This window comes from Exiguobacterium sp. s192 (assembly GCF_018618795.1).
GTDB classification, from domain to species: domain Bacteria; phylum Bacillota; class Bacilli; order Exiguobacteriales; family Exiguobacteriaceae; genus Exiguobacterium_A; species Exiguobacterium_A undae.
This window is the reverse complement of record NZ_JACSMS010000018.1, coordinates 1-23,479: the sequence shown is the minus strand read 5'-3', so window position 1 is coordinate 23,479 and position 23,479 is coordinate 1. Positions and strand designations below refer to the sequence as shown.

General features: G+C 48.1%; 22 protein-coding genes and 1 rRNA gene. 9 read left to right on the top strand and 14 right to left on the bottom strand.

Annotation, left to right across the window (positions count from 1 at the left end; all coding sequences use genetic code 11):
* Positions 1–89: 89 nt before the first annotated feature.
* From rpsR to KNP87_RS16490, 6 genes are all read right to left on the bottom strand, one after another.
* Entirely contained in the window at positions 90–320 is a 231-nt protein-coding gene (gene rpsR, locus KNP87_RS16515) for a 30S ribosomal protein S18 (RefSeq protein WP_012371896.1), read from the bottom strand.
* A gap of 47 nt (positions 321–367) precedes the next feature.
* Entirely contained in the window at positions 368–895 is a 528-nt protein-coding gene (locus KNP87_RS16510; RefSeq protein ID WP_012371897.1) for a single-stranded DNA-binding protein, read from the bottom strand.
* A gap of 23 nt (positions 896–918) precedes the next feature.
* The gene (gene rpsF, locus KNP87_RS16505; RefSeq protein WP_012371898.1) at positions 919–1,206 is read right to left on the bottom strand and encodes a 30S ribosomal protein S6; all 288 of its coding nucleotides are present in this window, start codon (positions 1,204–1,206) and stop codon (positions 919–921) included.
* Positions 1,207–1,329: 123 nt separating this feature from the next.
* Positions 1,330–2,430 (bottom strand): redox-regulated ATPase YchF, encoded by a 1,101-nt coding sequence (ychF, locus tag KNP87_RS16500; protein ID WP_026831594.1) that lies wholly within the window; start codon positions 2,428–2,430, stop codon positions 1,330–1,332.
* A 255-nt stretch (positions 2,431–2,685) separates the two neighbouring features.
* Positions 2,686–2,874 (bottom strand): DUF951 domain-containing protein, encoded by a 189-nt coding sequence (locus KNP87_RS16495; RefSeq protein WP_012371900.1) that lies wholly within the window; start codon positions 2,872–2,874, stop codon positions 2,686–2,688.
* On the bottom strand, positions 2,846–3,775 hold the full coding sequence (locus KNP87_RS16490; protein ID WP_028105347.1) for a mechanosensitive ion channel family protein: 930 nt from the start codon (positions 3,773–3,775) through the stop codon (positions 2,846–2,848). The genes KNP87_RS16495 and KNP87_RS16490 overlap by 29 nt, the downstream gene beginning before the upstream one ends.
* Before the next feature lie 183 nt (positions 3,776–3,958).
* Here KNP87_RS16490 and yyaC point away from each other — a divergent pair, with 183 nt between their 5' ends.
* Positions 3,959–4,576, top strand: coding sequence for a spore protease YyaC (gene yyaC, locus KNP87_RS16485; protein ID WP_035414299.1), 618 nt, complete (start codon positions 3,959–3,961; stop codon positions 4,574–4,576).
* A 77-nt stretch (positions 4,577–4,653) separates the two neighbouring features.
* On the opposite strand, the gene KNP87_RS16480 is transcribed toward yyaC, so the two are convergent.
* The 8 genes from KNP87_RS16480 to rpmH form a co-directional block, all read right to left on the bottom strand.
* On the bottom strand, positions 4,654–5,421 hold the full coding sequence (locus KNP87_RS16480) for a ParB/RepB/Spo0J family partition protein (protein ID WP_026831591.1): 768 nt from the start codon (positions 5,419–5,421) through the stop codon (positions 4,654–4,656).
* Between the two features lie 41 nt (positions 5,422–5,462).
* Positions 5,463–6,299: a nucleoid occlusion protein gene (gene noc, locus KNP87_RS16475; RefSeq protein ID WP_028105345.1), complete on the bottom strand. Its 837-nt coding sequence runs from the start codon at positions 6,297–6,299 to the stop codon at positions 5,463–5,465.
* Between the two features lie 48 nt (positions 6,300–6,347).
* A complete protein-coding gene (gene rsmG / locus KNP87_RS16470) occupies positions 6,348–7,064 on the bottom strand; it encodes a 16S rRNA (guanine(527)-N(7))-methyltransferase RsmG (RefSeq protein ID WP_119923394.1) in 717 nt (238 codons plus the stop codon).
* A 5-nt stretch (positions 7,065–7,069) separates the two neighbouring features.
* Positions 7,070–8,956: a tRNA uridine-5-carboxymethylaminomethyl(34) synthesis enzyme MnmG gene (gene mnmG / locus KNP87_RS16465; RefSeq protein ID WP_026831588.1), complete on the bottom strand. Its 1,887-nt coding sequence runs from the start codon at positions 8,954–8,956 to the stop codon at positions 7,070–7,072.
* A 42-nt stretch (positions 8,957–8,998) separates the two neighbouring features.
* Positions 8,999–10,378, bottom strand: coding sequence for a tRNA uridine-5-carboxymethylaminomethyl(34) synthesis GTPase MnmE (mnmE, locus tag KNP87_RS16460; protein WP_214722325.1), 1,380 nt, complete (start codon positions 10,376–10,378; stop codon positions 8,999–9,001).
* Between the two features lie 151 nt (positions 10,379–10,529).
* The gene (yidC, locus tag KNP87_RS16455; RefSeq protein WP_026831586.1) at positions 10,530–11,384 is read right to left on the bottom strand and encodes a membrane protein insertase YidC; all 855 of its coding nucleotides are present in this window, start codon (positions 11,382–11,384) and stop codon (positions 10,530–10,532) included.
* A 99-nt stretch (positions 11,385–11,483) separates the two neighbouring features.
* Entirely contained in the window at positions 11,484–11,834 is a 351-nt protein-coding gene (rnpA, locus tag KNP87_RS16450) for a ribonuclease P protein component (RefSeq protein ID WP_026831585.1), read from the bottom strand.
* Between the two features lie 167 nt (positions 11,835–12,001).
* Entirely contained in the window at positions 12,002–12,136 is a 135-nt protein-coding gene (gene rpmH, locus KNP87_RS16445) for a 50S ribosomal protein L34 (protein WP_012371910.1), read from the bottom strand.
* Between the two features lie 736 nt (positions 12,137–12,872).
* On the opposite strand from rpmH, the gene dnaA reads away from it, so the two are divergent.
* From dnaA to KNP87_RS16405, 8 genes are all read left to right on the top strand, one after another.
* The gene (dnaA, locus tag KNP87_RS16440; protein WP_026831584.1) at positions 12,873–14,258 is read left to right on the top strand and encodes a chromosomal replication initiator protein DnaA; all 1,386 of its coding nucleotides are present in this window, start codon (positions 12,873–12,875) and stop codon (positions 14,256–14,258) included.
* Positions 14,259–14,445: 187 nt separating this feature from the next.
* Complete coding sequence (dnaN, locus tag KNP87_RS16435; RefSeq protein WP_012368916.1) at positions 14,446–15,579, top strand: DNA polymerase III subunit beta; 1,134 nt, start codon at positions 14,446–14,448, stop codon at positions 15,577–15,579.
* Between the two features lie 140 nt (positions 15,580–15,719).
* Positions 15,720–15,941, top strand: coding sequence for a S4 domain-containing protein YaaA (gene yaaA / locus KNP87_RS16430; RefSeq protein ID WP_012368917.1), 222 nt, complete (start codon positions 15,720–15,722; stop codon positions 15,939–15,941).
* Between the two features lies 1 nt (position 15,942).
* Positions 15,943–17,097: a DNA replication/repair protein RecF gene (gene recF / locus KNP87_RS16425; RefSeq protein ID WP_214722318.1), complete on the top strand. Its 1,155-nt coding sequence runs from the start codon at positions 15,943–15,945 to the stop codon at positions 17,095–17,097.
* Positions 17,098–17,107: 10 nt separating this feature from the next.
* Entirely contained in the window at positions 17,108–19,021 is a 1,914-nt protein-coding gene (gene gyrB / locus KNP87_RS16420) for a DNA topoisomerase (ATP-hydrolyzing) subunit B (protein WP_200870747.1), read from the top strand.
* 27 nt (positions 19,022–19,048) lie between these two features.
* Complete coding sequence (gyrA, locus tag KNP87_RS16415; RefSeq protein ID WP_214722317.1) at positions 19,049–21,694, top strand: DNA gyrase subunit A; 2,646 nt, start codon at positions 19,049–19,051, stop codon at positions 21,692–21,694.
* 85 nt (positions 21,695–21,779) lie between these two features.
* On the top strand, positions 21,780–22,826 hold the full coding sequence (locus KNP87_RS16410) for an HD-GYP domain-containing protein (RefSeq protein WP_026831580.1): 1,047 nt from the start codon (positions 21,780–21,782) through the stop codon (positions 22,824–22,826).
* Positions 22,827–23,211: 385 nt separating this feature from the next.
* Positions 23,212–23,479 (top strand): 16S ribosomal RNA (locus tag KNP87_RS16405); the annotation flags it as partial.

The following is a 23,479-nucleotide window of genomic DNA, read 5'->3' as shown; positions in this document are numbered from 1 at the left end:
TTGTATATTATAACCGAAAAGCAGGACAGGTTGAAAGCGAAGCGAAAAAAAGCGCTCTTCCTTCGAGAAGGAAAAGCGCCAGACCGTAATCAGTCAGCTACGTATGGAATTAAAGCCATTTGACGTGAACGTTTGATTGCGATTGTAAGTGGACGTTGGTATTTCGCTGAAGTACCAGTCACACGACGTGGAAGAATCTTTCCACGTTCCGAAATGAAACGTTTGAGAAGTTCTACGTCTTTATAATCGATATGAGTGATGTGGTTCGACGTGAAGTAACATACTTTACGACGACGTTTTCCACCTGGACGACGTGCCATGTGATTAACCTCCTTTTTAGAGTAAATTTTTCAATCCGACGTTCCCATTAGAATGGGAGATCGTCGTCTGAAAGATCGATCGAACTGCCGCCGCTGAACGGATCAGCGCCGAAGCCCGAGTTCGATGAAGATGAAGCCGGTGCTGGCGAGGAAGAGTTGTTCTGCTGTTGCTGTGAACCCCATCCTGCAGCATTCCCGTTTCCACCTGTATTTGAATTCGAAGAGTAGCTATCACTATCGGAAGAACGGCTTGCATTGCGTGATTCTAGGAATCGAACACTATCCGCGACGACTTCTGCACGATAACGACGTTGACCATCTTTATCGTCATAGCTACTAATCTGAAGGCGACCCTCAACACCTGCAAGGCTCCCTTTTTTCAAATACTGAGCAACGTTCTCTGCTTGCTTGCGCCAAACGACGCAATCGATGAAGTCAGCTTCTCGCTTCCCATCTTGTCCTGTAAACGGACGGTCACAAGCGAGTGTGAATCGCGTTACCGCAATCCCGCTCTGCGTATAACGCATTTCAGGGTCACGAGTTAACCGACCGACTAAAACGACGCGGTTAATCATCAGAATCACTCTCCTGTTTCAGCTTATTTCTCGTCTTTTGTGATCATTAAGCGAACGATATCGTCACTGATCTTCATGAGACGGTCAAGTTCTTTTGTAGCTGCTGGTTCAGCAGTCACGTTAAGAAGAACGTAGAAACCTTCACGCATATCATTGATTTCGTAAGCAAAACGACGTTTACCCATTTCAGTTGTTTTTTCAACTGTACCACCGTTGTCAGTGAGGACTTTGTTGAAACGCTCAACTAGAGCTTTTCGTGCTTCCTCATCAACTTCCGGACGGATGATGTAAAGTACTTCGTATTTACGCATATCTGTCACCTCCTCTTGGACTGGCGGCTCGATTCATCGAGCAAGGAGCAATAATTCATTACTCACATTTGTTAATACTATCAAAGTATTTTGGTTTATGCAATAAAGATTCGTTTGCTTCGCTTAAACGTTGAAGCGGAATGTGACAACATCGCCGTCTTGGAAGACATATTCTTTTCCTTCAGAACGGTAACGGCCTTGTTCTTTGACGGTCGCCATGTTTCCAGCTGCTGCTAAATCGTCGTAAGCGACAACTTCAGCACGAATGAAACCACGTTCGAAGTCAGAGTGGATGACACCCGCACATTGTGGCGCTTTCATCCCTTTTTTGAATGTCCAGGCGCGGACTTCTTTTTCGCCGGCTGTGAAGTACGTAGCCAGTCCAAGCGTGTTGTAAGCTGCATGGATCAACTGGTCGAGACCTGATTCTTCGATTCCGAGATCCACGAGGAACTCTTGGCGTTCTTCCGGCTCGAGTTCAGCGATTTCTTCTTCGATTCGGGCACAAATGACGATGACTTCTGCCCCTTCTTGTGCGGCGAATTCACGAACAAGACGAACGTTTTCGTTGCTGTCGGCGTCAGCGACTTCGTCTTCCCCGACGTTTGCGACGTACAGCATCGGTTTCATCGTCAACAATTGGAAGTGTTTGACGATTGCGGCTTGATCTTCATTTAATTCTGCGAGACGGGCCGGTTTTTCGTCTTCCAGTAGAGCCAAGACGATTTCGAGTGCTTCGAGTTCACCTGCTGCGTTTTTATCACGCGATTTTACTTGTTTTTGAACGCGTTGGATCCGTTTTTCCACCTGTTCGAGATCGGCGAGGATCAATTCGAGGTTGATCGTCTCGATATCATCGATTGGTGACACTTTTCCTGAGACGTGCGTGATGTTTTCGTCGATGAAACAACGCACGACTTGACAGATCGCGTCCACTTCACGGATGTTGGCCAAGAATTTATTTCCCAGTCCTTCTCCTTTTGACGCGCCCTTGACGATTCCCGCGATATCCGTAAATTCGAATGCTGTCGGGATGGTCTTCTTCGGATTGACGAGTTCCGTCAATTTACGAAGACGTGCGTCCGGCACCTCGACGACACCGACGTTTGGATCGATCGTCGCGAACGGATAGTTCGCCGCCTCGACACCTGCTTGTGTAATTGCATTAAAAAGTGTTGATTTTCCTACGTTTGGTAAGCCAACGATTCCTGCTGTTAATCCCACTTGGAATTCCTCCTTTTCGGTATTTCCTAGGAAATCCGTGCTAGCGGCCGCAGTGGGTAGAATGATTACACCACGTCAGCACATCTTTCACAATTATAGATAGTTCAATTTTTTTAAGCAAGGAGATGCTGGTTCTTTTTTAACCGTCCCGCTGTTTGATGTACGTTTTTTCGTAGTCTGAGGCAACGGATGACGTGTTTCCTGAAATCTGAACGAAAAAAAGAATCCGGCTGGTTTCCGGATTCTTCTTCAGAGTCATTCAGGTAATACTTTTTTGAGGCGTTTGTCAAAATCCCGGCGCGGCATCAGGATGCTCGCACCGCAACCTTGACACTTGATCCGGATATCCATTCCGACCCGAATGATTTGCCATCGATTCGTGCCGCACGGATGTTGTTTTTTCATTTCGACATAATCATGAAGATTGTACGTTTTTGGCATCATCGGCTTGACCACCATTCCCTTGTTCTGTGTTCATCATGACCATCCGTGGATATGGAATCTTGATTCCTTCCAGTTCCAGTCCTTGTTTCAGTTCTTTCCGGATTAAGCGTCCTGCCTGGAAGTGTTGCATCGGCGGGACTTCTGCCATCAAGCGGTAGACGACTTCAGACGGTCCAAGCGTCTGGACACCCAGCATTTGAATCGGTTCGACGAACATGTCTTCATATTTTTTGGTCGTCGTATCGGCAATTTGATGGAGAACCCGTTCAACCCGTTCCAAATCTTCTTCATACGAGACTTGAACATCGACTAAAGCAAAACTGTTGTCGACGGAGAAGTTCGTCACCTGTAAGATTTGACCGTTCGGGATGATATGGATTTCTCCATTTAATCCTTTTAACTTCGTCGTCCGAATTCCGAGTTCCGTCACGACCCCTTCGATCAAGCCGACCCGGACAAAGTCGCCGACTTTAAATTGGCGTTCGAAGATGATGAAGGCTCCCGTGATGATATCCTGAACCAAGTTTTTCGCACCAAACGAAATCGCAAGCCCGGCGATACCGGCACTGGCGACAAGTCCGGTGATGTTGATGCCGAACTGACTGAGCACCGTCAGCAACATGACGATTCCGAGAACGTACCGAATCGCATTTTGCAACAATTTCAATAACGTCTCGTTTTGACGTTGTGCCAGATAATCGTGTTCACTGATCTTTCGAATCGTAAATAGCCTCGACACCGCCCCCGTCAACACACGCGTCAATATATAAAAACCGGCGATGATAATCAGGGCGATCAACAACTTGAGCCCAAACCGGATCCACATGTCCGGATCCATGACTTGTTCAAAAATCCGATCCACTTGGGCGACTGAATTTTGTACATCTTGATTGGTAGCCATTCTCTCCATCCTTTCCATTCTCTCTATTACGACAGTATACGTGATTTTAAATGACTTTCAACTAAAGAACCGATTTTGACGTTAGATTTTCTTAAAAACCGGGAAAGGAAAATCATTACAGAACGCCTTCACTCTCACCATGACACCAAGACGCTGACACCAGGAGAAGAAAGGATGATCTCGATGAATTTTCGGTTCCATTCCCATGAAAAAAAGCCCTATTCCTTCTTTTTAGAATATACCGAACCGTTCGCCAAAGAACGACTCGCGGAACAACTACATGAGCAGGTCAGTGCGATGAAAGACAACCGTCCCGTCGTACTTGTTTGCATCGGCTCCGACCGCTCGACCGGTGATTCGCTTGGTCCACTCGTCGGGACCTTTTTGGAAAAAAACCGTCCGTCGAACATGCATGTCTACGGAACACTGGCCAAACCGGTCCACGCGTTGAATCTGGCAGAGACCATCCATTCGATTCAGACGACACACTATCGTCCGCTTGTCATCGCGATTGATGCCTGCCTCGGTCGATTGTCGAGTGTCGGGCACGTCTTCTTCTCCGAAGGTCCGCTTGCACCGGGTGCCGGTGTCCAAAAAGAACTGCCGGCCGTCGGTGATTTTAATATCAAGGCCGTCGTCAACGTCAGTGGTTTCATGGAAATGATGATTTTACAAAATACACGACTGCACCTCGTCTATGAATTGGCGGAATTGGTCGCCGACAGTTTTGCCTTACTCGACACCAAGCTGTCCGCCGAGACGACCCGTACCACGATTTCCTTCACACCACGCTCGATTTGATCGACTCATCTGTCCGACGATCCTGACGTACGTTCAATCAAAAGGATCCACTCCGCATTGGTACGGAGTGGATCCTTTTATTCGTGTTCTTCCGGCAGCAGCAGTTCGAGAATCCGGTTCAAATCGTCTTCATCGATGAAATCAATCTCCAGTTTCCCGGCCTGCTTCGTCGTTTTGATCCGAACCGTCGCCCCGATCCGGTCCCGTAAAGCTTCCTCGATGAAATCCAGTTCTGTCGGTTTCACCGCAACAGGTCGTGCCTGTTTTTTCTCCCGCAATTCCTGTTCGAGGCGGCGAACCGTCCAATTTTCCCGCATGACCCGTTCGGCCATCCGTTCGATTTTCAGCGGATTTTTTAAGGCCAACAAGGCACGGGCATGTCCCATCGATAACCGTTCTTCCATGACGGCTTGCTGGACATCAACCGGCAACTGCAACAAGCGGAGACTGTTCGTGATATGGGACCGGCTTTTCCCGACCCGATTCGCCAGTTCCGCCTGCGTGACGTTAAACTCTTTGAGCATCTCAGCGTACGCCATCGCTTCTTCAATCGCACTCAAATCGGCGCGCTGAATGTTTTCAATCAACGCCAGTTCCATGACACGGGTTTCATTCGCTTCGATGATCAGGACGGGGACACGTGAAAATCCGGCCTGCTTCGCCGCTTGATACCGTCGCTCGCCGGCAACGATTTCGTAAAACCCTTCGCGTGGACGGACGACAATCGGTTGGATCATCCCGTGTCGTTTCAAGGAGTTGGACAATTCCGCCAACGCCTTTTCGTGAAACTGCTTGCGCGGCTGTCCGGGATTGGGCCGAATGGCTCCAATTGGTATTTCATTCATACGTAATCTCTCCTAAACGTAGCGGAAGGCACGACCGCTCGTTACGGACGTGCCTTCACGATGCGGATCCGCACCTCGACATATTCTTCGCAATCCAGTTCTTCTTTTTCGACCGTCAAACCGGTCCGTTCGATCATATCAACGGAATCACGAATTGTATTTAAGGCAATCCGCGTGTCCCGGGCAAAACTTTTATGACGTTTTTTCGGAACTTTCGGCGTCAACAGACGTTCGACCCGTTGTTCCGTTTCCTTGACGTTCCATTCCCGTTCGATGATTTCGCTTAAGACCTGAGTCTGTAAGTCGGTTTCTTTTAACGGCAGAAGGGCGCGGGCATGCCGTTCCGTAATCTGGCGTTGCTTGAGGGCTTCCCGGACTGTGTCCGGCAACCGGAGTAAGCGGAGCTTATTCGCGATCGTCGACTGACTCCGTCCGAGTCGGCGCGCCAGCACTTCCTGGGTAATTTCTTGCATCGCCAGCAATCGGGCATACGCTTCCGCTTCTTCAATCGGCGTCAGCTCTTCACGTTGCAGATTTTCGATGAGTGCGAGGGCAGCTGTCGTCTCGTCCGTCATCTGTTTAATGATGGCGGGAATCGTATCCCATCCGAGCGATTGTACAGCCCGAAAACGGCGTTCGCCGGCGATGATTTCGTACCCTTCGCCTTGTTTTCGGACGACAATCGGTTGCAGTAAACCATGTTCTTCGATCGTGGTCGCTAGTTCAGTAATCCGCTCCCCGTCAAAAACGGTCCGCGGCTGGAACTGGTTTGCCACCAGTTCCGTTAATTTCAACTCACGGACAGTGTCTTGTGGATCCAGCTTAAGGGCAGCGGTTTGTCCTCCCTTACCGAGCAGTTTGGCAATTGCATTCTTCACGTTGGTGTACCTCGCCTTCATCAGTCATCGTTTCACGTGAAACGGTGTTTAACCTAGTGGATCTTTTGCCGGTGTACCTGCTTTACGCGGATATTTCCCGGGTGTTAATCGTTTTTTATCGACAATAACGATATTACGCTCACTTTCCTCACCTGGCAATTGGAATTGGAAACTTTCCCGCAAATTCCCACCTAACACTTTCAGGGCTGTTGCCCCTTCTTCGAGCTCTTCGCCCAGTTTCGCGGCTTTTAAGGCTACGAATTGACCGCCGACTTTGGCAAGAGGCAGACAGTACTCCGCAAGCACCGACATCCGGGCGACCGCACGGGCCGTCACGACATCAAAATGTTCCCGGAACTGTTTATTTTTCCCGAATTCTTCCGCCCGACCATGATGGAAGGCGACTCCTTCGAGTTCAAGTTCCGTCGCGAGCATGTTCAAGAAGCCGATCCGTTTATTCAGCGAATCGATGATCGTGACTTTCAGATGCGGGAACATGATTTTGATCGGCAGACTCGGGAAACCGGCACCGGCGCCGACATCACAGACCGTTTCGACTTGCGTGAAGTCAAAGTAGAACGCCGCTGTGATCGAATCGTAAAAGTGTTTTAAATAAACGCCTTCCTCATCCGTGATTGCCGTCAAATTCATTTTTTCGTTCCATTCGACGAGTAGTTCATAATACCGTCGGAACTGTTGCAATTGATGTTCCGAGACCTCGAGACCTTGTTCCGCCAATGCTGTTACGAATTGCTGTTGATTCATTCTCTTCACTCCGCAGTCAATGCGTATTGGCCTTGTTCGATATAGACGAGCAAAATCGAGATATCAGACGGGTTGACCCCTGAGATTCGTGATGCTTGTCCAATCGAGAGCGGACGCACTTGGTTTAGTTTTTGTTTCGCTTCAATCGCAAGACCACTGATGACGTCATAATCGAGACGTTCCGGGATCCGTTTTTTCTCCATCCGCATCATCCGTTCGACTTGATCAAGCTGTTTGTCGATGTAACCGGCATATTTGACTTGGATTTCGACCTGTTCCGCTGCTTCCGGAGAAAGCGCGACCGGTGCCGGTGTCATCTCGGCGATCATCGCATACGTGATTTCAGGACGTTTGAGCAGCGTGATGGCGTGTAGCGCCTCTTTTAACGGGGAAACACCAATTGCCGTCAACTGTTCGTTGACCTCACTCGTCGCTTTGATGACGACTTTTTCAAGTCGTTTCATTTCCCGCTTGATTTCGTCTTTTTTCTCGGCTAATTTCGCATGACGTGTCTCATTGATCAGACCTAGTTCATGTCCGATGTCGGATAGACGTAAATCGGCATTGTCGTGACGCAACAACAAGCGGTATTCGGCACGTGACGTCAACAGACGGTACGGCTCGTTTGTTCCTTTTGTCACGAGATCATCGATCATGACGCCGATATAACCTTGGGAACGCGACAGGATGAGTGGTTCTTTTTCCTGAACTTTGAGTGCAGCATTGATGCCGGCCATGATTCCTTGTCCGGCCGCTTCTTCATAACCGCTTGTGCCGTTGATTTGTCCGGCTGTAAATAATCCGGCAATCCGCTTCGTCTCAAGTGTCGGCCAGAGTTGTGTCGGGACGACCGCATCGTATTCGATCGCATAACCGGGACGCATCATCTCTGATTTCTCAAGTCCTGGAATCGACCGTAAAATATCATGTTGGACGTCTTCCGGCAGACTCGTTGAGAGTCCTTGGACGTAGACTTCTTCCGTGTCACGACCTTCCGGCTCCAGGAAAATCTGGTGACGGGGTTTATCGCTGAACCGGACGACCTTGTCTTCGATCGACGGGCAGTAACGGGGACCCGTTCCTTTGATCATTCCGGAGAACATCGGGGAACGATGGAGATTCGCATCGATCAACTGGTGCGTATATTCGGTCGTATACGTCAACCAGCATGGAATCTGTTCCGTAATCATCTGTGTCGTTTCATGACTGAACGGCAATGCGACAGCATCACCCGGTTGGATTTCCGTTTTCGAATAATCAATCGTTTTCCCATCGATTCGCGGCGGTGTACCGGTTTTGAAACGGGCCAGTTCGAAGCCCAGTTCTTCCAGATGTTTCGACAAGTTGACCGATGGCATCTGATTGTTCGGACCGCTCTCATACGACAACTCACCGATGATGATTTTTCCGCGCATGAATGTGCCGGTCGTGATGATGACCGCTTTTGCCCGGTACTCGGCTCCTGTATTCGTGACGACGCCGACACACGTATCGTCTTCGATCAACAATCGTTCGACGAGAGCTTGGCGCAGTAACAGATTCGGTTCATCTTCGAGGGCTTTTTTCATCCGATTTTGGTATTCGAATTTATCTGCCTGTGCCCGAAGTGCACGAACGGCTGGACCTTTTGATGTGTTGAGCATTTTCATTTGAATGTACGTGGCGTCAATCGCCCGTGCCATTTCTCCGCCGAGAGCATCAATTTCCCGGACGACGATCCCTTTTGCCGGACCGCCGATCGACGGATTACAATACATGAATCCGACCATGTCCGGATTCATCGTCAACATGACGGTTTTTGAACCCATACGAGCGGCTGCGAGGGATGCTTCAATCCCCGCATGACCGGCTCCGATGACGATGACATCGAATTCGCCTGCTTGATAAGCCATAACTGTGGTTCCTCCTTTTAAAAATCAACAACCTGGCAACGTTTATTTCCCTAAACAAAATTGCGAGAACAATTTATCGAGCAAACTGTCTTGCGCTGTATCTCCATTAATTTCACCGAGTGTATCCCACGCCCGGCGTAAGTCGATCTGGACCATATCAATCGGCATCGACGCTTCCGCCGCACCGAGTGCATCTTCAATCATCTGACTCGCCTGTTTGATCAATTGGATGTGACGGGCATTCGACACGTACGTCATGTCCTGACCTTCGACTCCTTGTTCAAAGAAGAGGGCGGCGATGGCCGCTTCAAGATCCATGACTCCCGCTTCTTCGAGCAGGGACGTCGTGACGATCGGACGGTCATCCGCCAACTGAGTGACGCGCTCGAGATCAATCTGTTGCGGTAAATCACTTTTATTGACGATGATGATGGCGTTCATGCCCCGAATCGCTTCGAATAACAAGACATCTTCTTCCGTCAATGCATCGTTTCCGTTTAAGACCAGTAAAATCAAGTCCGCTGAGTTAAGCGCCTGACGCGACTTTTCGACACCCATCCGTTCGACGATGTCTTCGGTTTCCCGGATCCCCGCCGTATCAATTAATTTCAGCGGGACACCACGAACATTGACGTATTCTTCAATCGTATCACGTGTCGTCCCGGCGATATCGGTGACGATCGCTTTTGCTTCTTGCACCAATGTGTTGAGCAAAGACGATTTTCCGACGTTCGGACGCCCGATGATCGCTGTCGACAAGCCTTCGCGCAGGATTTTCCCTTGTCGGGCCGTCGCCAGAAGTTCCGTTAAGATGCGTCGGACTTCGCCGGCGTCTTTCTGAACGATTTGTTGGGTCATCTCTTCTGCATCGTATTCCGGATAGTCGATGTTGACTTCAATCGAAGCAATCGTCTGCAACAATTGTTCGCGTAAATCCTGTACCAGTTTTGACAACCGTCCTTCGATTTGACCGACGGCAACCGTCATCGCCCGGTCGGTTTTCGCCCGGATCAAGTCCATCACGGCCTCGGCCTGGGATAAGTCGATCCGCCCGTTCAAGAAAGCGCGTTTCGTAAATTCTCCCGGTTCGGCGAGTCGGACGTCCGGTTGTTCGAGAATCAGTTCGAGCACCCGATTGACGGCGACGATTCCGCCGTGACAATTCAGTTCGACGACATCTTCCCGCGTAAAGGTTTTCGGCGCCCGCATGACGCTGACCATGACTTCGTCGACGACCTGTTCTGTCGTCTGCTCCACTAACTTGCCGTAATGAATCGTATGCGTCGGGACATCGGTTAATCGGTTGGCACCACGGTAAACACAATCCGCCGTTGCGACCGCTTTTGGACCGGATAAACGAACGATTGCAATCGCTCCTTCGCCCATCGGCGTCGAAATTGCGGCTATCGTATCAAATTCCATCATCTGTTGTTCACACCTCGTTTTCTGCAATCTTTTCTATAGTTAATGTTCAGGAATATATAAATGGGTATAACGTGACAACTATACACGAAATAGCGCAAAAGAAAAAGAGCGACACTCTGTAAAAACGGAGTATCGCCCTCATTTGTGATTAACGTTTCTTTTTCGGCTTTTTCGGAGCAGGAGCTGCTTGAGCCGCTTCTTTTTCACGTTTTGAAGCAATCGTTGCTTCAGTCTGTAATTTGATCTTCTCACGCATCGGTTTCATGATGACGATCGTCACGATGATCGAGAAGATGTAACCTACGACCCAGTACAATGACAAGGCAGATGGTAATGTCACACCCATGACGAAGATCATGATCGGGAAGACGTACAGCATGATTTTCATCTGTGGATTGTCGTCTTGACCTGCCATCGAGATTTTCTGTTGCAGGTACGTAAAGATTGCCGACAAAATCGGTAAGATGAACAACGGATCCGGTTTTCCGAGGTCGAACCAGAGGAACGAGTGTTGGAAAATAGCCGGTGTATAGATGATTGCGTTGTAGAAGGCAATCAAGATCGGCATTTGAATCAAGATCGGTAAACAGCCGGCAAGCGGATTAACGTTGTGCTCTTGGTACAACTTCATCATCTCTTGTTGCAGTTTTTGCTGTGTTTCTTGATCTTTCGAACTATATTTCTCACGAAGCTTCATCATTTCCGGCTGGATGACTTGCATACCACCCATACTCTTCGTTTGCTTGATCATTAACGGTAAGATCACCATTCGGACGATCAAGGTCGTGATGACGATCGCAATCCCGTAATCCCCATTAAAGTATTCCGCGATTTTTCCGATCAACCAAGCCATCGGCCAAACAAAGTAATGTTTCCAGAAACCTTCTGTATCAGCAGTAATCGGTTCACCTGTCCCGTATGTTCCAGGGGTACAACCAGATAGAACGATTGCGAGTACGGACATCAGCCCAAGCGTCAGCCAAATCTTAGTTCTCTTGTTCATAATTCCTCCTAGTAATGTTTACACGTGGTCGGTACTCGTATTTCTATATGATAGAAGTAGGCGAGCGGCCGCTACAAATCAACAGGATATACTACACGTTTATTTAACTTGTCGCTTCCAGACACCAGAACGTTTGAAGACATGGCGCAAACTGTCTGCGACTTCTTGAGCCGTCATCTTCGCAGCCGGATTGCGCGCGATGATCACAAAATCATAATTCGGGGCAAGCGATGCTTCATGAAGCTGACACGCTTCACGAATGTACCGTTTGACTTGGTTGCGGACAACGGCGTTCCCGATTTTCTTACTCACCGATAAACCAATCCGAAAGTGAGTCTGCTGCTCTTTCTTTAGTGCATATACGACAAATTGCCGATTTGCGACAGAGGCTCCTCGAGTAAACACCGCTTGGAACTCCTTGTCTTTCTTGACGCGGTATTCCTTCTTCACCTTGATCACACTCCATCCTGACATCACGAAAATTCGTCGTCTTTCATCATATCATAGAATAAACCCGCTCTGCGAGAGTCGTCTTGTGACAAAAGGACGAACATCCTCAAAACAACAAAAAAAAGATCACTCCAGGCATCGCCAGAAGTGATCTCATCATCGCTCGATTATACAGTCAAGGCTTTGCGGCCTTTAAGACGGCGAGCAGCCAAGATCCGGCGGCCACTCTTCGTTGCCATGCGCGCACGGAATCCGTGAACTTTTTTGCGCTTACGGTTGTTTGGGTTGAAAGTTGGTTTCATTAGTCTGCACCTCCTTTAAAAAATACTCTATAAAAATCATCGTTTTCTACTTTAAGGCAGTCTTGTACATTATATAAATCAAAAGTGACCTTGTCAATGAAAGTTCAGAAGATTTATCATGCGCATTTTCATCCTATTGCAGCATGAATCGTGAAAATAGAATCAGTGGGTCTGTTTCATATCATACAATATGGTTTGTTTGACAGAATGGATCGAAACCACTCCTCTTTAAACTATCCACAGACTTATCCACACTATCCACACTTTCCGTGGATAACTTATCACTTTGTCTACAATAGTATTTTTTAAAATCAACGTCAAGGTCTGTTTTTGGATTTTCTTAAGACCTCTTCTTGTCGTTTTGTGCATAACTTTTTTGGACGCTTCCTCTTTAGAAAAGTTATACACATCTTATCCACAGTTTATCCACACTATCCACACCCTGTGGGTAACTGCCTGTGTATATGTCGATTTACTTGTGGATAAATCATTCTAACCATTGCCAGACCTCATTTCATTTGATACACTAATTGTGCATAACAAGAACGCAAGACAAATTGATTCTTCAAGTTATACACACCCTGTGGATAACTTTATACACAGAAATCAACCCCTGTGGATAACGTTATCCACAGTTTTTATGTTCTGGGGATAAGTCGTGTTCCTTCATTAACCTTGTCCTGTGCATAAGCCTGTGTATAGTTTTTTATATCATGATAGAAAAAGGGGGGTATTTATGAAAAACGCTGCCGAACTTTGGCACAATGTATTATCTGTAATTGAGGAAGAGCAACGTACCCCAAAAGCCAGTTACGACATGTGGTTAAAGTCTACGGAAGGTGTCACGCTGAACGGAACGACGTTGATCGTCTCTGCACCAGCCGCCTTCACGGTCACTTGGCTCGAACGTCAATACTTATCTTTACTAGAAGATACCGTCGAAGAAGTGACGGGAAGCCGGCTTGATATTCAATTCATCGAGGAAGGTCAAGCTAAACATATGCTCGATCGTCAAAATGAGGAAGTAATCGAAGTCGCTCCGAAACCGAATGTCCAAAAGACACGCAAACCGACGGACGAACTTGTCATGAGTGAACTGGGACAGTTAAATGCCAAGTATACGTTTGATACGTTTGTCATCGGATCCGGAAACCGATTTGCTCACGCTGCTTCATTGGCCGTGGCGGAAGCACCGGCGAAAGCATACAATCCCCTCTTTATCTATGGTGGAGTGGGGCTTGGCAAAACACATCTGATGCATGCGATCGGTCAGTATGTTCAAGATCAAAACCTTGGTACACGCATTGCATATGTCTCGTCTGAACGCTTTACGAATGACTTCATCAATTCGATCCGTGACAACAAGACGGTCGAGTTTCGGAACAAGTATCGAAACATCGATGTTCTATTAATAGATGATATTCAGTTCCTGGCCGGAAAAGAGCAGACACAAGAAGAGTTTTTCCATACCTTTAATGCGCTCCACAACGATCAGAAACAAATCATCATCTCGAGCGACCGCCCGCCTAAGGAAATCCCGACACTTGAGGACCGGTTACGTTCCCGCTTCGAATGGGGACTGATCACGGACATCACACCACCGGATCTTGAGACCCGGATTGCGATTCTCCGGAAAAAAGCCAATGCCGAGCAGCTGGATGTCTCAAATGAAGTCATGCTTTACATCGCCAGTCAGATTGATACGAACATCCGCGAACTCGAAGGGGCTTTAACACGTGTCATCGCCTATGCGAACCTCGTCGGACGGACGATTGATCCGAATGTCGCTGCTGAAGCGTTGCACAACATCATGCCGGCGAGCGAACCCCGGAAAGTCACGATCCGTGATATTCAGGAATCGGTCAGCAAACACTTTAATCTGCCGTTTGATGATTTAAAAGCCAAAAAACGGACAAAATCGATTGCTTTCCCCCGTCAAATCGCGATGTACCTGTCACGGGAGATGACGGAAAGCTCGTTACCGAAGATTGGCGAGGAATTTGGGGGACGTGATCACACGACCGTCATCCATGCACATGAAAAAATCAGTACACTTGTCAAATCAGACGGGGAAACAGGAAAAGTCATCGAGCAAATCAAGCACGAATTGAAACATTCCTGAATCCTGTGGATAAGCTGTGGATAAAAGAGGTTAGTTATCCACAAGTTATCCACACGCGTTTTGGCTCTATACCAAGTTATCCACCGACTTATCCACACTATCCACAGCCCCTAATACTATTATTAAAAAAATATATTATTATGTTATGATGGTGTAACGCCCATTTTGAGAGGAGCTTAACGACAATATGCATATTACAATTCAACGTGATACTTTAATCCAAGCAATTCAAGATGTAGCAAAAGCAGTCTCATCCCGAACGACGATTCCGATTCTGACAGGAATTAAACTCGAGGCCCATGGAGACGGCATGACGCTCACTGGTAGTGATACAGAAATCTCAATCGAACGGACCATCTATGCGGAAGAGAACGGTACGTCGTACGTTACGGTCCACCGTGCAGGAAGTGTCGTCTTAAATGCCCGCTTCTTTGGAGACATCGTGAAAAAGTTACCCACAGATGAAGTCATCTTAGAAGTCTCACCAAATTTCATGACACGGATTCAATCCGGTACCGCTGAATTCCATCTCAACGGACTTGATCCGGATGAGTTCCCGCGCCTGCCGCAAGTCGACGGTGGACAACAGTTCCGTTTACCGGCTGATCTGTTACGGTCAATGATTCGTCAAACGAGTTTTGCCGTCGCCGTCCAGGAAACACGTCCTGTTTTAACAGGGGTTAACTTCTCGGCAGACAAAGATATCCTGACATGTGTCTCGACGGACAGTCACCGACTGGCGTTACGACGCGCCCAGTTCGAAACGGACAACGAGATCTCATTCCAAAATGTCATCGTTCCGGGGAAAAGCTTAAATGAATTATCCAAACTACTTAGCGACGGTCATGTCGACATCACGATTACGAATCAACAGATTCTGTTTAAGATGAAACACGTCTTGTTCTTCTCGCGTCTGCTTGACGGTAACTACCCGGATACGTCACGTCTGATTCCGGAAGAGTACCGGACAGCGGTGCGCATGAATGCCAAGGAATTGCTTCAGGCGATTGATCGTGCGTCGTTGCTTGCACGGGAAGACCGTAACAACGTCATCAAGTTCGCAGCAGAAGGAACGACGGCTGTCGAAATCTCGTCTCATTCACCGGAAGTCGGTAAAGTATCTGAGCAAGTCAGCATCTTATCGCTTGAAGGCGAAGAGCTGAAAATTTCGTTTAACTCGAAATATATGATGGATGCCTTAAAAGCCCTGGATGCGACGGATATCGAAATCCAGTTCACGGGTTCGATCCGACCGTTCATTTTACATCCTGTTGATCAAGATAACGTTTTACAGCTGATCCTGCCGGTTCGAACGGCATGATGTGCACCCAAGGAACCGTTCGTGTTCCTTGGGCTTTTTTTGAAATCCGTATATACGTTCGTTCATTTTGCTAAATCGTGAGTTTTTTAGTACAATAAAGAGTACGTCATTTATAATATGTAGGTAGGAGGAGTCAAACCATGAATCAAATCAAGATTTCAACAGAATACGTCACATTAGGTCAGTTCCTGAAACTTTCTGATATCATCTCGAGCGGTGGACAAGCTAAACCATTTCTCGCTGAGGTGCCCATTCTCGTCAACGGTGAAGTCGATCAGCGACGTGGTCGTAAACTACGGGATGGAGATGTCATTGACGTAGAAGATTACGGTCAATTCATCATTAAGAACGAGGGCAACTAACGTGCGACTGGATTCGGTCCGACTCAGTCACTATCGCAACTATGAGTCGCTAGAATTATCTTTTTCGGAAAAGACGAATGTTTTGATTGGTGAAAATGCGCAAGGGAAAACGAATCTGCTTGAGGCGATCTACGTGCTGGCACTGGCGAAATCCCACAGGACGACGCACGACAAAGAATTGATCCAGTGGGATGCCGAGGCGGCGCGTGTCGAAGGACGGGTCCATAAACGAAGGGGAGACCATTCGCAGGAGATCACGATTTCAAGCCGCGGCAAAAAAGCGAAGTTGAATCATCTCGAACAACGCCGGCTCAGTGATTACGTCGGTGCCTTGAACATCGTATTGTTTGCACCGGAGGATTTGCACATCGTCAAAGGCAGTCCTCAAATCAGACGTCGTTTTTTGGATATGGAAATTGGTCAGGTCAGCCCGGTCTACCTACATGAATTGAGTCAGTATCTGAAAGTCCTCAAGCAACGTAATGCCTTATTGAAGCAGTTGTCGATGAAAGGCGGGGATGAGACTTTTCTCGATGTGTTGACGGAGCAGATGATTACGCTAGCCGTTAAAATCGTTCAGCGGCGTCATCACTTCATCGCCCAGCTTGAAAAATGGGCACGGCCGATTCATGAAGGAATCAGTCGCGGACAAGAAAAGCTCGTCCTGATTTATCGTTCCGATACATTCAGCAATGATTTGCTTGATGTCGAAGGAATGACTGCTTCTTATGCGCAGAAGTTTGGTAAAATAAAAGAGAATGAAATCCGAAGAGGCGTGACGTTGTTTGGACCCCACCGCGATGACTTTGAAATGGAAGTCAACGGACGGAATGTCCAGACTTACGGTTCGCAAGGACAGCAGCGGACGGCGGCACTCTCTTTGAAGTTAGCAGAAATCGAATTGATTCATGAAGAAGTAGGGGAATATCCGTTATTACTTCTAGACGATGTCTTATCCGAGCTCGATGATCATCGTCAAACCCATTTGCTCGATACGATGCAACAAAAAGTGCAGACCATTCTGACGACGACAAGCGTTGACGGAATCGCACATGAAACGATCAAACAGGCGAAATTGTTCCACGTGAAACAGGGGGCCGTCATTTTGGAAGAGACATCATACAAAGAAATAGTAGGTGAGAAAACCGATGAGTAATCATGAAGATATGGAATTAGAACAAGGGTACGGTGCCGATCAGATTCAGGTGCTTGAAGGTCTAGAAGCCGTTCGGAAACGTCCGGGTATGTATATCGGATCGACTGCATCGAAGGGGCTTCACCACTTAGTGTGGGAAATCGTCGATAACTCGATCGATGAAGCACTCGCAGGGTATTGCGACACAATCAAAGTGACGATTGAACCAGGCAATTCGATTCTGGTCGAAGATAACGGTCGGGGAATCCCGGTCGATATCCAAGAGAAGATGGGACGTCCGGCAGTTGAGGTCATCTTGACCGTGCTGCATGCCGGCGGTAAGTTCGGCGGCGGCGGATATAAAGTATCCGGCGGTCTGCACGGTGTTGGGGCATCCGTTGTTAATGCGCTCTCGACGAAACTCGAAGTCTTCGTCAAACGGAATGAAAAACTGTACTACCAAGCGTACCACCGCGGTGTTCCAGCCGCAGACTTAGCAGTCATCGGAACGTCAGAAGAGACAGGAACGATGATTCGTTTCTTCCCGGATGATGAAATTTTCCAGGAAACACTCGAATACGATTACGATCTGCTCGCAACACGTTTACGTGAGCTGGCATTCTTAAATAAAGGATTAACGATTGAAATTACGGATGATCGGGCAGATGAGCCGATTACACGCAGTTTCCATTACGAAGGCGGAATCAAATCATACGTCGAACATTTAAACCGTTCGAAAGAAGTCGTTCACGAAGAACCGGTCTATGTGCATGGTAACCGCGACGGCATCGAAGTCGAAGTCGCGTTGCAGTACAATGACGGATTCGCAGCCAACATCTACTCGTTCACGAACAACATCCCGACGCATGAAGGTGGAACACACGAAACCGGTTTTAAAACCGCGTTGACCCGTGTCATCAACGACTATGCGAAGAAGTTTGGTCTGATGAAAGAGGCGGACGGCACGTTGTCCGGAGAAGATGTCCGCGAAGGGATGACGGCAATCGTTTCGATCAAACACCCGAATCCACAGTTTGAAGGACAAACGAAAACGAAACTCGGTAACTCGGATGCCCGGACGGCAACGGATACGTTGTTCTCGTCTGCGTTTGAACAGTTCATGATGGAAAATCCGACAAGTGCCCGTGCGATCGTTGAAAAGGGTATGATGGCGTCGCGTGCCCGGATGGCCGCAAAACGTGCCCGCGAATTGACACGACGTAAAGGGGTTCTCGAAGTCAGTTCACTTCCAGGAAAGCTTGCCGACTGTTCGTCACGCGATGCAACGATCTCTGAAATCTACATCGTTGAGGGTGACTCGGCCGGTGGTTCAGCCAAATCAGGTCGTGACCGTCACTTCCAAGCGATCTTACCGATCCGGGGTAAAATCTTGAACGTCGAAAAAGCACGTCTTGATAAAATTCTCGGCAGCAATGAGATCCGGACGATCATCACGGCACTTGGGACAAGCATCGGTTCTGAATTCAACATCGAGAAGGCACGGTATCATAAAGTCATCATCATGACCGATGCCGATGTCGATGGTGCCCACATTCGGACACTGTTGCTGACATTCTTCTACCGCTACATGCGTCCGCTTGTCGAGCACGGGTATGTCTATATCGCCCAGCCGCCGCTCTACGGCATCAAACAAGGGAAAAACATCACGTACGTCCACAACGAACGTGAGCTGAACGAAGCATTGGCAGCACTTCCGGAAAATGCACGATACGACATTCAGCGTTACAAAGGTCTCGGTGAGATGGATCCAGAGCAACTTTGGGAAACGACGATGGATCCAAGTGGTCGTCAAATGCTCCGCGTCGAGTTGCAGGACGCGATCGAAGCAGATGAGGTCTTTGACATTTTGATGGGAGACCAGGTAGAACCACGTCGTGACTTTATCCAGTCGCACGCACACTATGTGAAGAACTTGGATATTTAACGTTGAATAGAGAGGGTGGCCATACGAATGTCCGATCAACAAGGGATCATTAAAGATATCAACATTAGTCAAGAAATGCGTACGTCCTTCATGGATTATGCGATGAGTGTCATCGTCGCCCGTGCTTTACCGGACGTCCGTGATGGTTTAAAACCGGGTCACCGTCGTATTTTATATGCGATGAATGACCTCGGTATCCGTGCGGACAAGCCGCACAAAAAATCCGCCCGTATCGTCGGTGAAGTTATCGGTAAGTATCACCCGCACGGTGATTCAGCTGTTTACGACACGATGGTTCGGATGGCGCAGGACTTCAGTTACCGCTATGAGCTCGTCGACGGTCACGGAAACTTCGGATCCGTCGATGGCGACTCTGCCGCTGCCATGCGGTACACGGAAGCCCGTATGTCTAAAATCGCGATGGAAATCATTCGCGATATCAATAAAAATACCGTCAATTTCAAGGATAACTACGACGGATCGGAACGGGAACCAGAAGTCTTGCCGTCCCGTTTCCCGAACTTGCTTGTCAACGGTTCGAGCGGGATCGCGGTCGGGATGGCAACAAACATTCCACCGCATCAGCTTGGTGAAGTCATTGACGGCGTGTTGGCTTTGTCGCACGATCCGGACATCACGATTCAGGAACTGATGCAGCACATACCGGGACCTGATTTCCCGACAGCCGGTGAAATCTTAGGACGCAGTGGAATCCGCCGCGCGTATGAAACCGGCCGTGGATCAATCATCGTCCGGGCGAAAGCTGAAATCGAACAGACGAAAAAAGACCGCGAACGAATCATCGTGACGGAGTTGCCGTATCAGGTCAACAAAGCCCGCCTCGTTGAAAAAATCGCCGATCTCGTCCGTGAGAAAAAAATCGAAGGCATCACTGATTTGCGTGATGAGTCGGATCGCCGTGGTATGCGTATCGTCATGGAGATTCGCCGTGATGCGAATGCGAGTGTCATCTTAAATAATCTGTATAAACAGACGTCGATGCAAACGACGTTTGGGGTCAACATGCTCGCGATCGTTGCCGGTCGTCCGCGTACCTTGACACTCAAGGAAATGTTGTACCACTATCTCGAGCACCAAAAAGAAATCGTCCGTCGCCGGACACAGTTTGATCTCGAGAAAGCAGAAGCACGCGAACATCTCTTAGCTGGTTTACGGATTGCCCTTGATCACCTCGATGAAGTTATCAAGATCATCCGTGCGAATCGGACAGCGGATGCTGCCCGTGAACAGTTGATGGACCGGTTTGCTTTATCCGAGAAACAATCGCAGGCGATTCTTGATATGCGTCTCCAACGGTTGACGGGACTTGAGCGTGAGAAGATTGACGCCGAGTACGAGGAGATCATGCAATTGATCACGGAACTCAAAACAATCCTCGAAAGTGACGAAGTCTTACTCGAATTGATTCGGACGGAACTCGAAGAAGTGAAAGAACGCTTCAACGATAAACGCCGGACTGAAATTCGAATGGACCACATCGAATTTGAAGATGAAGATTTGATTCCGGAAAAAGATATCATCATCACGTTGACAAGCAGTGGATACATCAAACGCTTGACGACGGATTCGTACCGCGCGCAACGCCGTGGCGGTCGTGGTGTCCAAGGAATCGGGACGAATGATGCCGATTACGTAACACGTCTGTTGTCGTGTTCGACGCATGATACGATTCTCTTCTTTACGAACCGTGGAAAAGTGTACCGGATCCGTGGTTACGAAGTGCCTGAAATGAGCCGGACATCAAAAGGTGTACCGATCATTAACTTGATTCAGATCGAGCGGGACGAAAAAGTCGAGACGATGATTCCGGTCAACTTCAAACGTTACCTCGAAGAGCAACAGACTGCGGAAGCACCTGAAGCCGTCATCGATGTAGACGTAGAAGTGGAAGCGGATGAAACGGAAGAGGTTCTGGATACGGAAGAAGTGATGCAAGATGAGCAAAAATCGCTGATCTTCATGACGCGTAAAGGACGTGTGAAACGTTCACCGTTGTCCGCTTACGCCCGGATCAATAAAAATGGACTGATTGCCATCCGTCTGTTTGAAGATGATGAATTGACATCGGTTCGACTCGCGTCGACGGAAGATGAAGTGTTCACCGTTTCCAACAGCGGGAAAGCGATTCGTTTCCCGATCACCAATGTCCGCTCGATGGGTCGTGGTGCACGCGGGGTCAAAGCGATGAATTTATCCGGTGACGCGATCGTCATCGGGATGGAACTGGCCCGTGACGAACAGGATGTTCTCGTCATCACGGAAAAAGGATTCGGTAAACGGACGCCGATGACGGAGTTCCGGACACAATCGCGTGGCGGTAAAGGTTTGATTGCAAGTAAGGTAACCGATCGTGTGGGTCAAATCGTTGCTCTTCGGATTGTCGACGTCGATGATGACATCATGATCATGACGGAAAGCGGCATCGTCATTCGAACGGATTCACAAAATATCTCAAGTGTCGGACGTAACGCACAAGGGGTAAAAGTCATCCGGATCGAAGAAGGCGATCGTGTTGCAACGGTTGCGAAGCTGAAAAAAGAAGAAGCTGTCGAGGAAGAAATTGCAGCTTTAGAAGAGGGAGCACTTGTTTCAGAAGAACAGACGCTTTCCGATTCTGAGGTAAGTGAAGCATCCGAGCAGACGGAAGAATAAAGGAAGTGCAGCAGAGTGAGGACAAGTTTGTCTTTACTCTGCTATTTTTCTAAAAAAATTGGTGATGGAAAGGAACGAAATAAAGATGCGTGTTGCAACTGAGCGGCTCATCATTGGTGACCGAATCACAGAGTCCCTTTTTTTACATACAGATATTCCGATTGTCGCGGCAGGAAAAAAACTTGGAACAGATGAATTGAGACGAATCAAACGCTTTTTGATTAAAGAAGTAGAGATTGAAGAACGACCGGAGGGAATGGTGGAAGAAACAGCATTGGATGTCACGTCAGACGAGGCAACGGACACCAACCGGTTTGATGAATTGATCGAAACGTACAACCAAGTCTTCACCTCATGGGAACAAGGACGCGTTCCGAATGTGTATGATGCGTTACGTTGGGTCAAGGAATCGGTTCCGGATCGTGTGCAACGTGAAGAAATTCTTCCTTATTTTCTTGAACGGGGGACAGAAGCCTATACCGTCCGCCATGCGATTTATCGTGGCGCGATTGCCCAACTCTTGGCAGAGGCGGTCGGGAAAGAGCGGAAAATGATTCATGATCTCTGGGTGGCATCGTATTTTGCAGACTGTGGACTGGCACGAATCATGGAATGGCGTCATACGAAACGGTATGAAGCGATGCAACAGGAGATTTTCCACCGTCATCCGGCGATGGCGTTCCAAGCGTTACAAAAAGAAAGCATCATTTCGGATACGGTCAAACGATTGATTGTCCAACACCACGAACGTTTGGACGGGTCCGGTTATCCATTGAAAGTCAAAGGCGATAAAATCATGGATCATACACGACTGTTCATCGTCGCGGATGTATTCGCAGCGATGACGAGTTGGCGTCCGTACCGTGAAGCCTATACGTTGTATGATGCCTATTGTTACTTAAAAGTACGCCCGATGCAGTACGACTCTAAATACGTCATGTTGCTTGGACAACTGTTGTTGCCGATTGAAGTCGGTGACCGTGTCTTGATCAGCAACGGTAAAATCGCAACGGTCCTCCGCAAGAATATGGTCTTTGATCGTCCGGTGATTGCGTACGAAGAACATAATCAACGTATCGTCAAAGACTTAATGGAAGAACGTCAATTCAATATCATCCAGCTGATGGATTAAACGAGGCTGCTCCTTCCCGGTCTTTTCGTGATCATCATGTAACGTATATATAGAAGAAACACTCTTTTGAGCGCTGTTCATTCAGTGAAAAAAAGAGTTTTTCTTTTTTTATAAAAAATGCTTGTACAATAATAAATCCCATGGTATATTATTTCTTGTCCTTACGAGGACGAGCGCACTGCTGGAAACAAGAAAAAAACTTCTTTTAAAAAGTTGTTGACTTATTGTTTCAGACTTGGTATTCTAATTGAGTCGCCAAAACAGGCGCGGACGAACTTTGAAAACTGAACGATGAGGCAAAAAACGTATCTTCGGATACAAACAATGAATGAAGCGCAAGCTTCGTCAACGTGACTTCGGTCACAAAAACGAGCAAGTCAAACACTTTATGGAGAGTTTGATCCTGGCTCAGGACGAACGCTGGCGGCGTGCCTAATACATGCAAGTCGAGCGCAGGAAGCTCACGGAACTCTTCGGAGGGAAGTGAAGGGAATGAGCGGCGGACGGGTGAGTAACACGTAAGGAACCTGCCCTAAGGATTGGGATAACTCCGAGAAATCGGAGCTAATACCGAATAGTTCTTCAGACCGCATGGTCTGATGATGAAAGGCGCTTCGGCGTCACCTTGGGATGGCCTTGCGGTGCATTAGCTA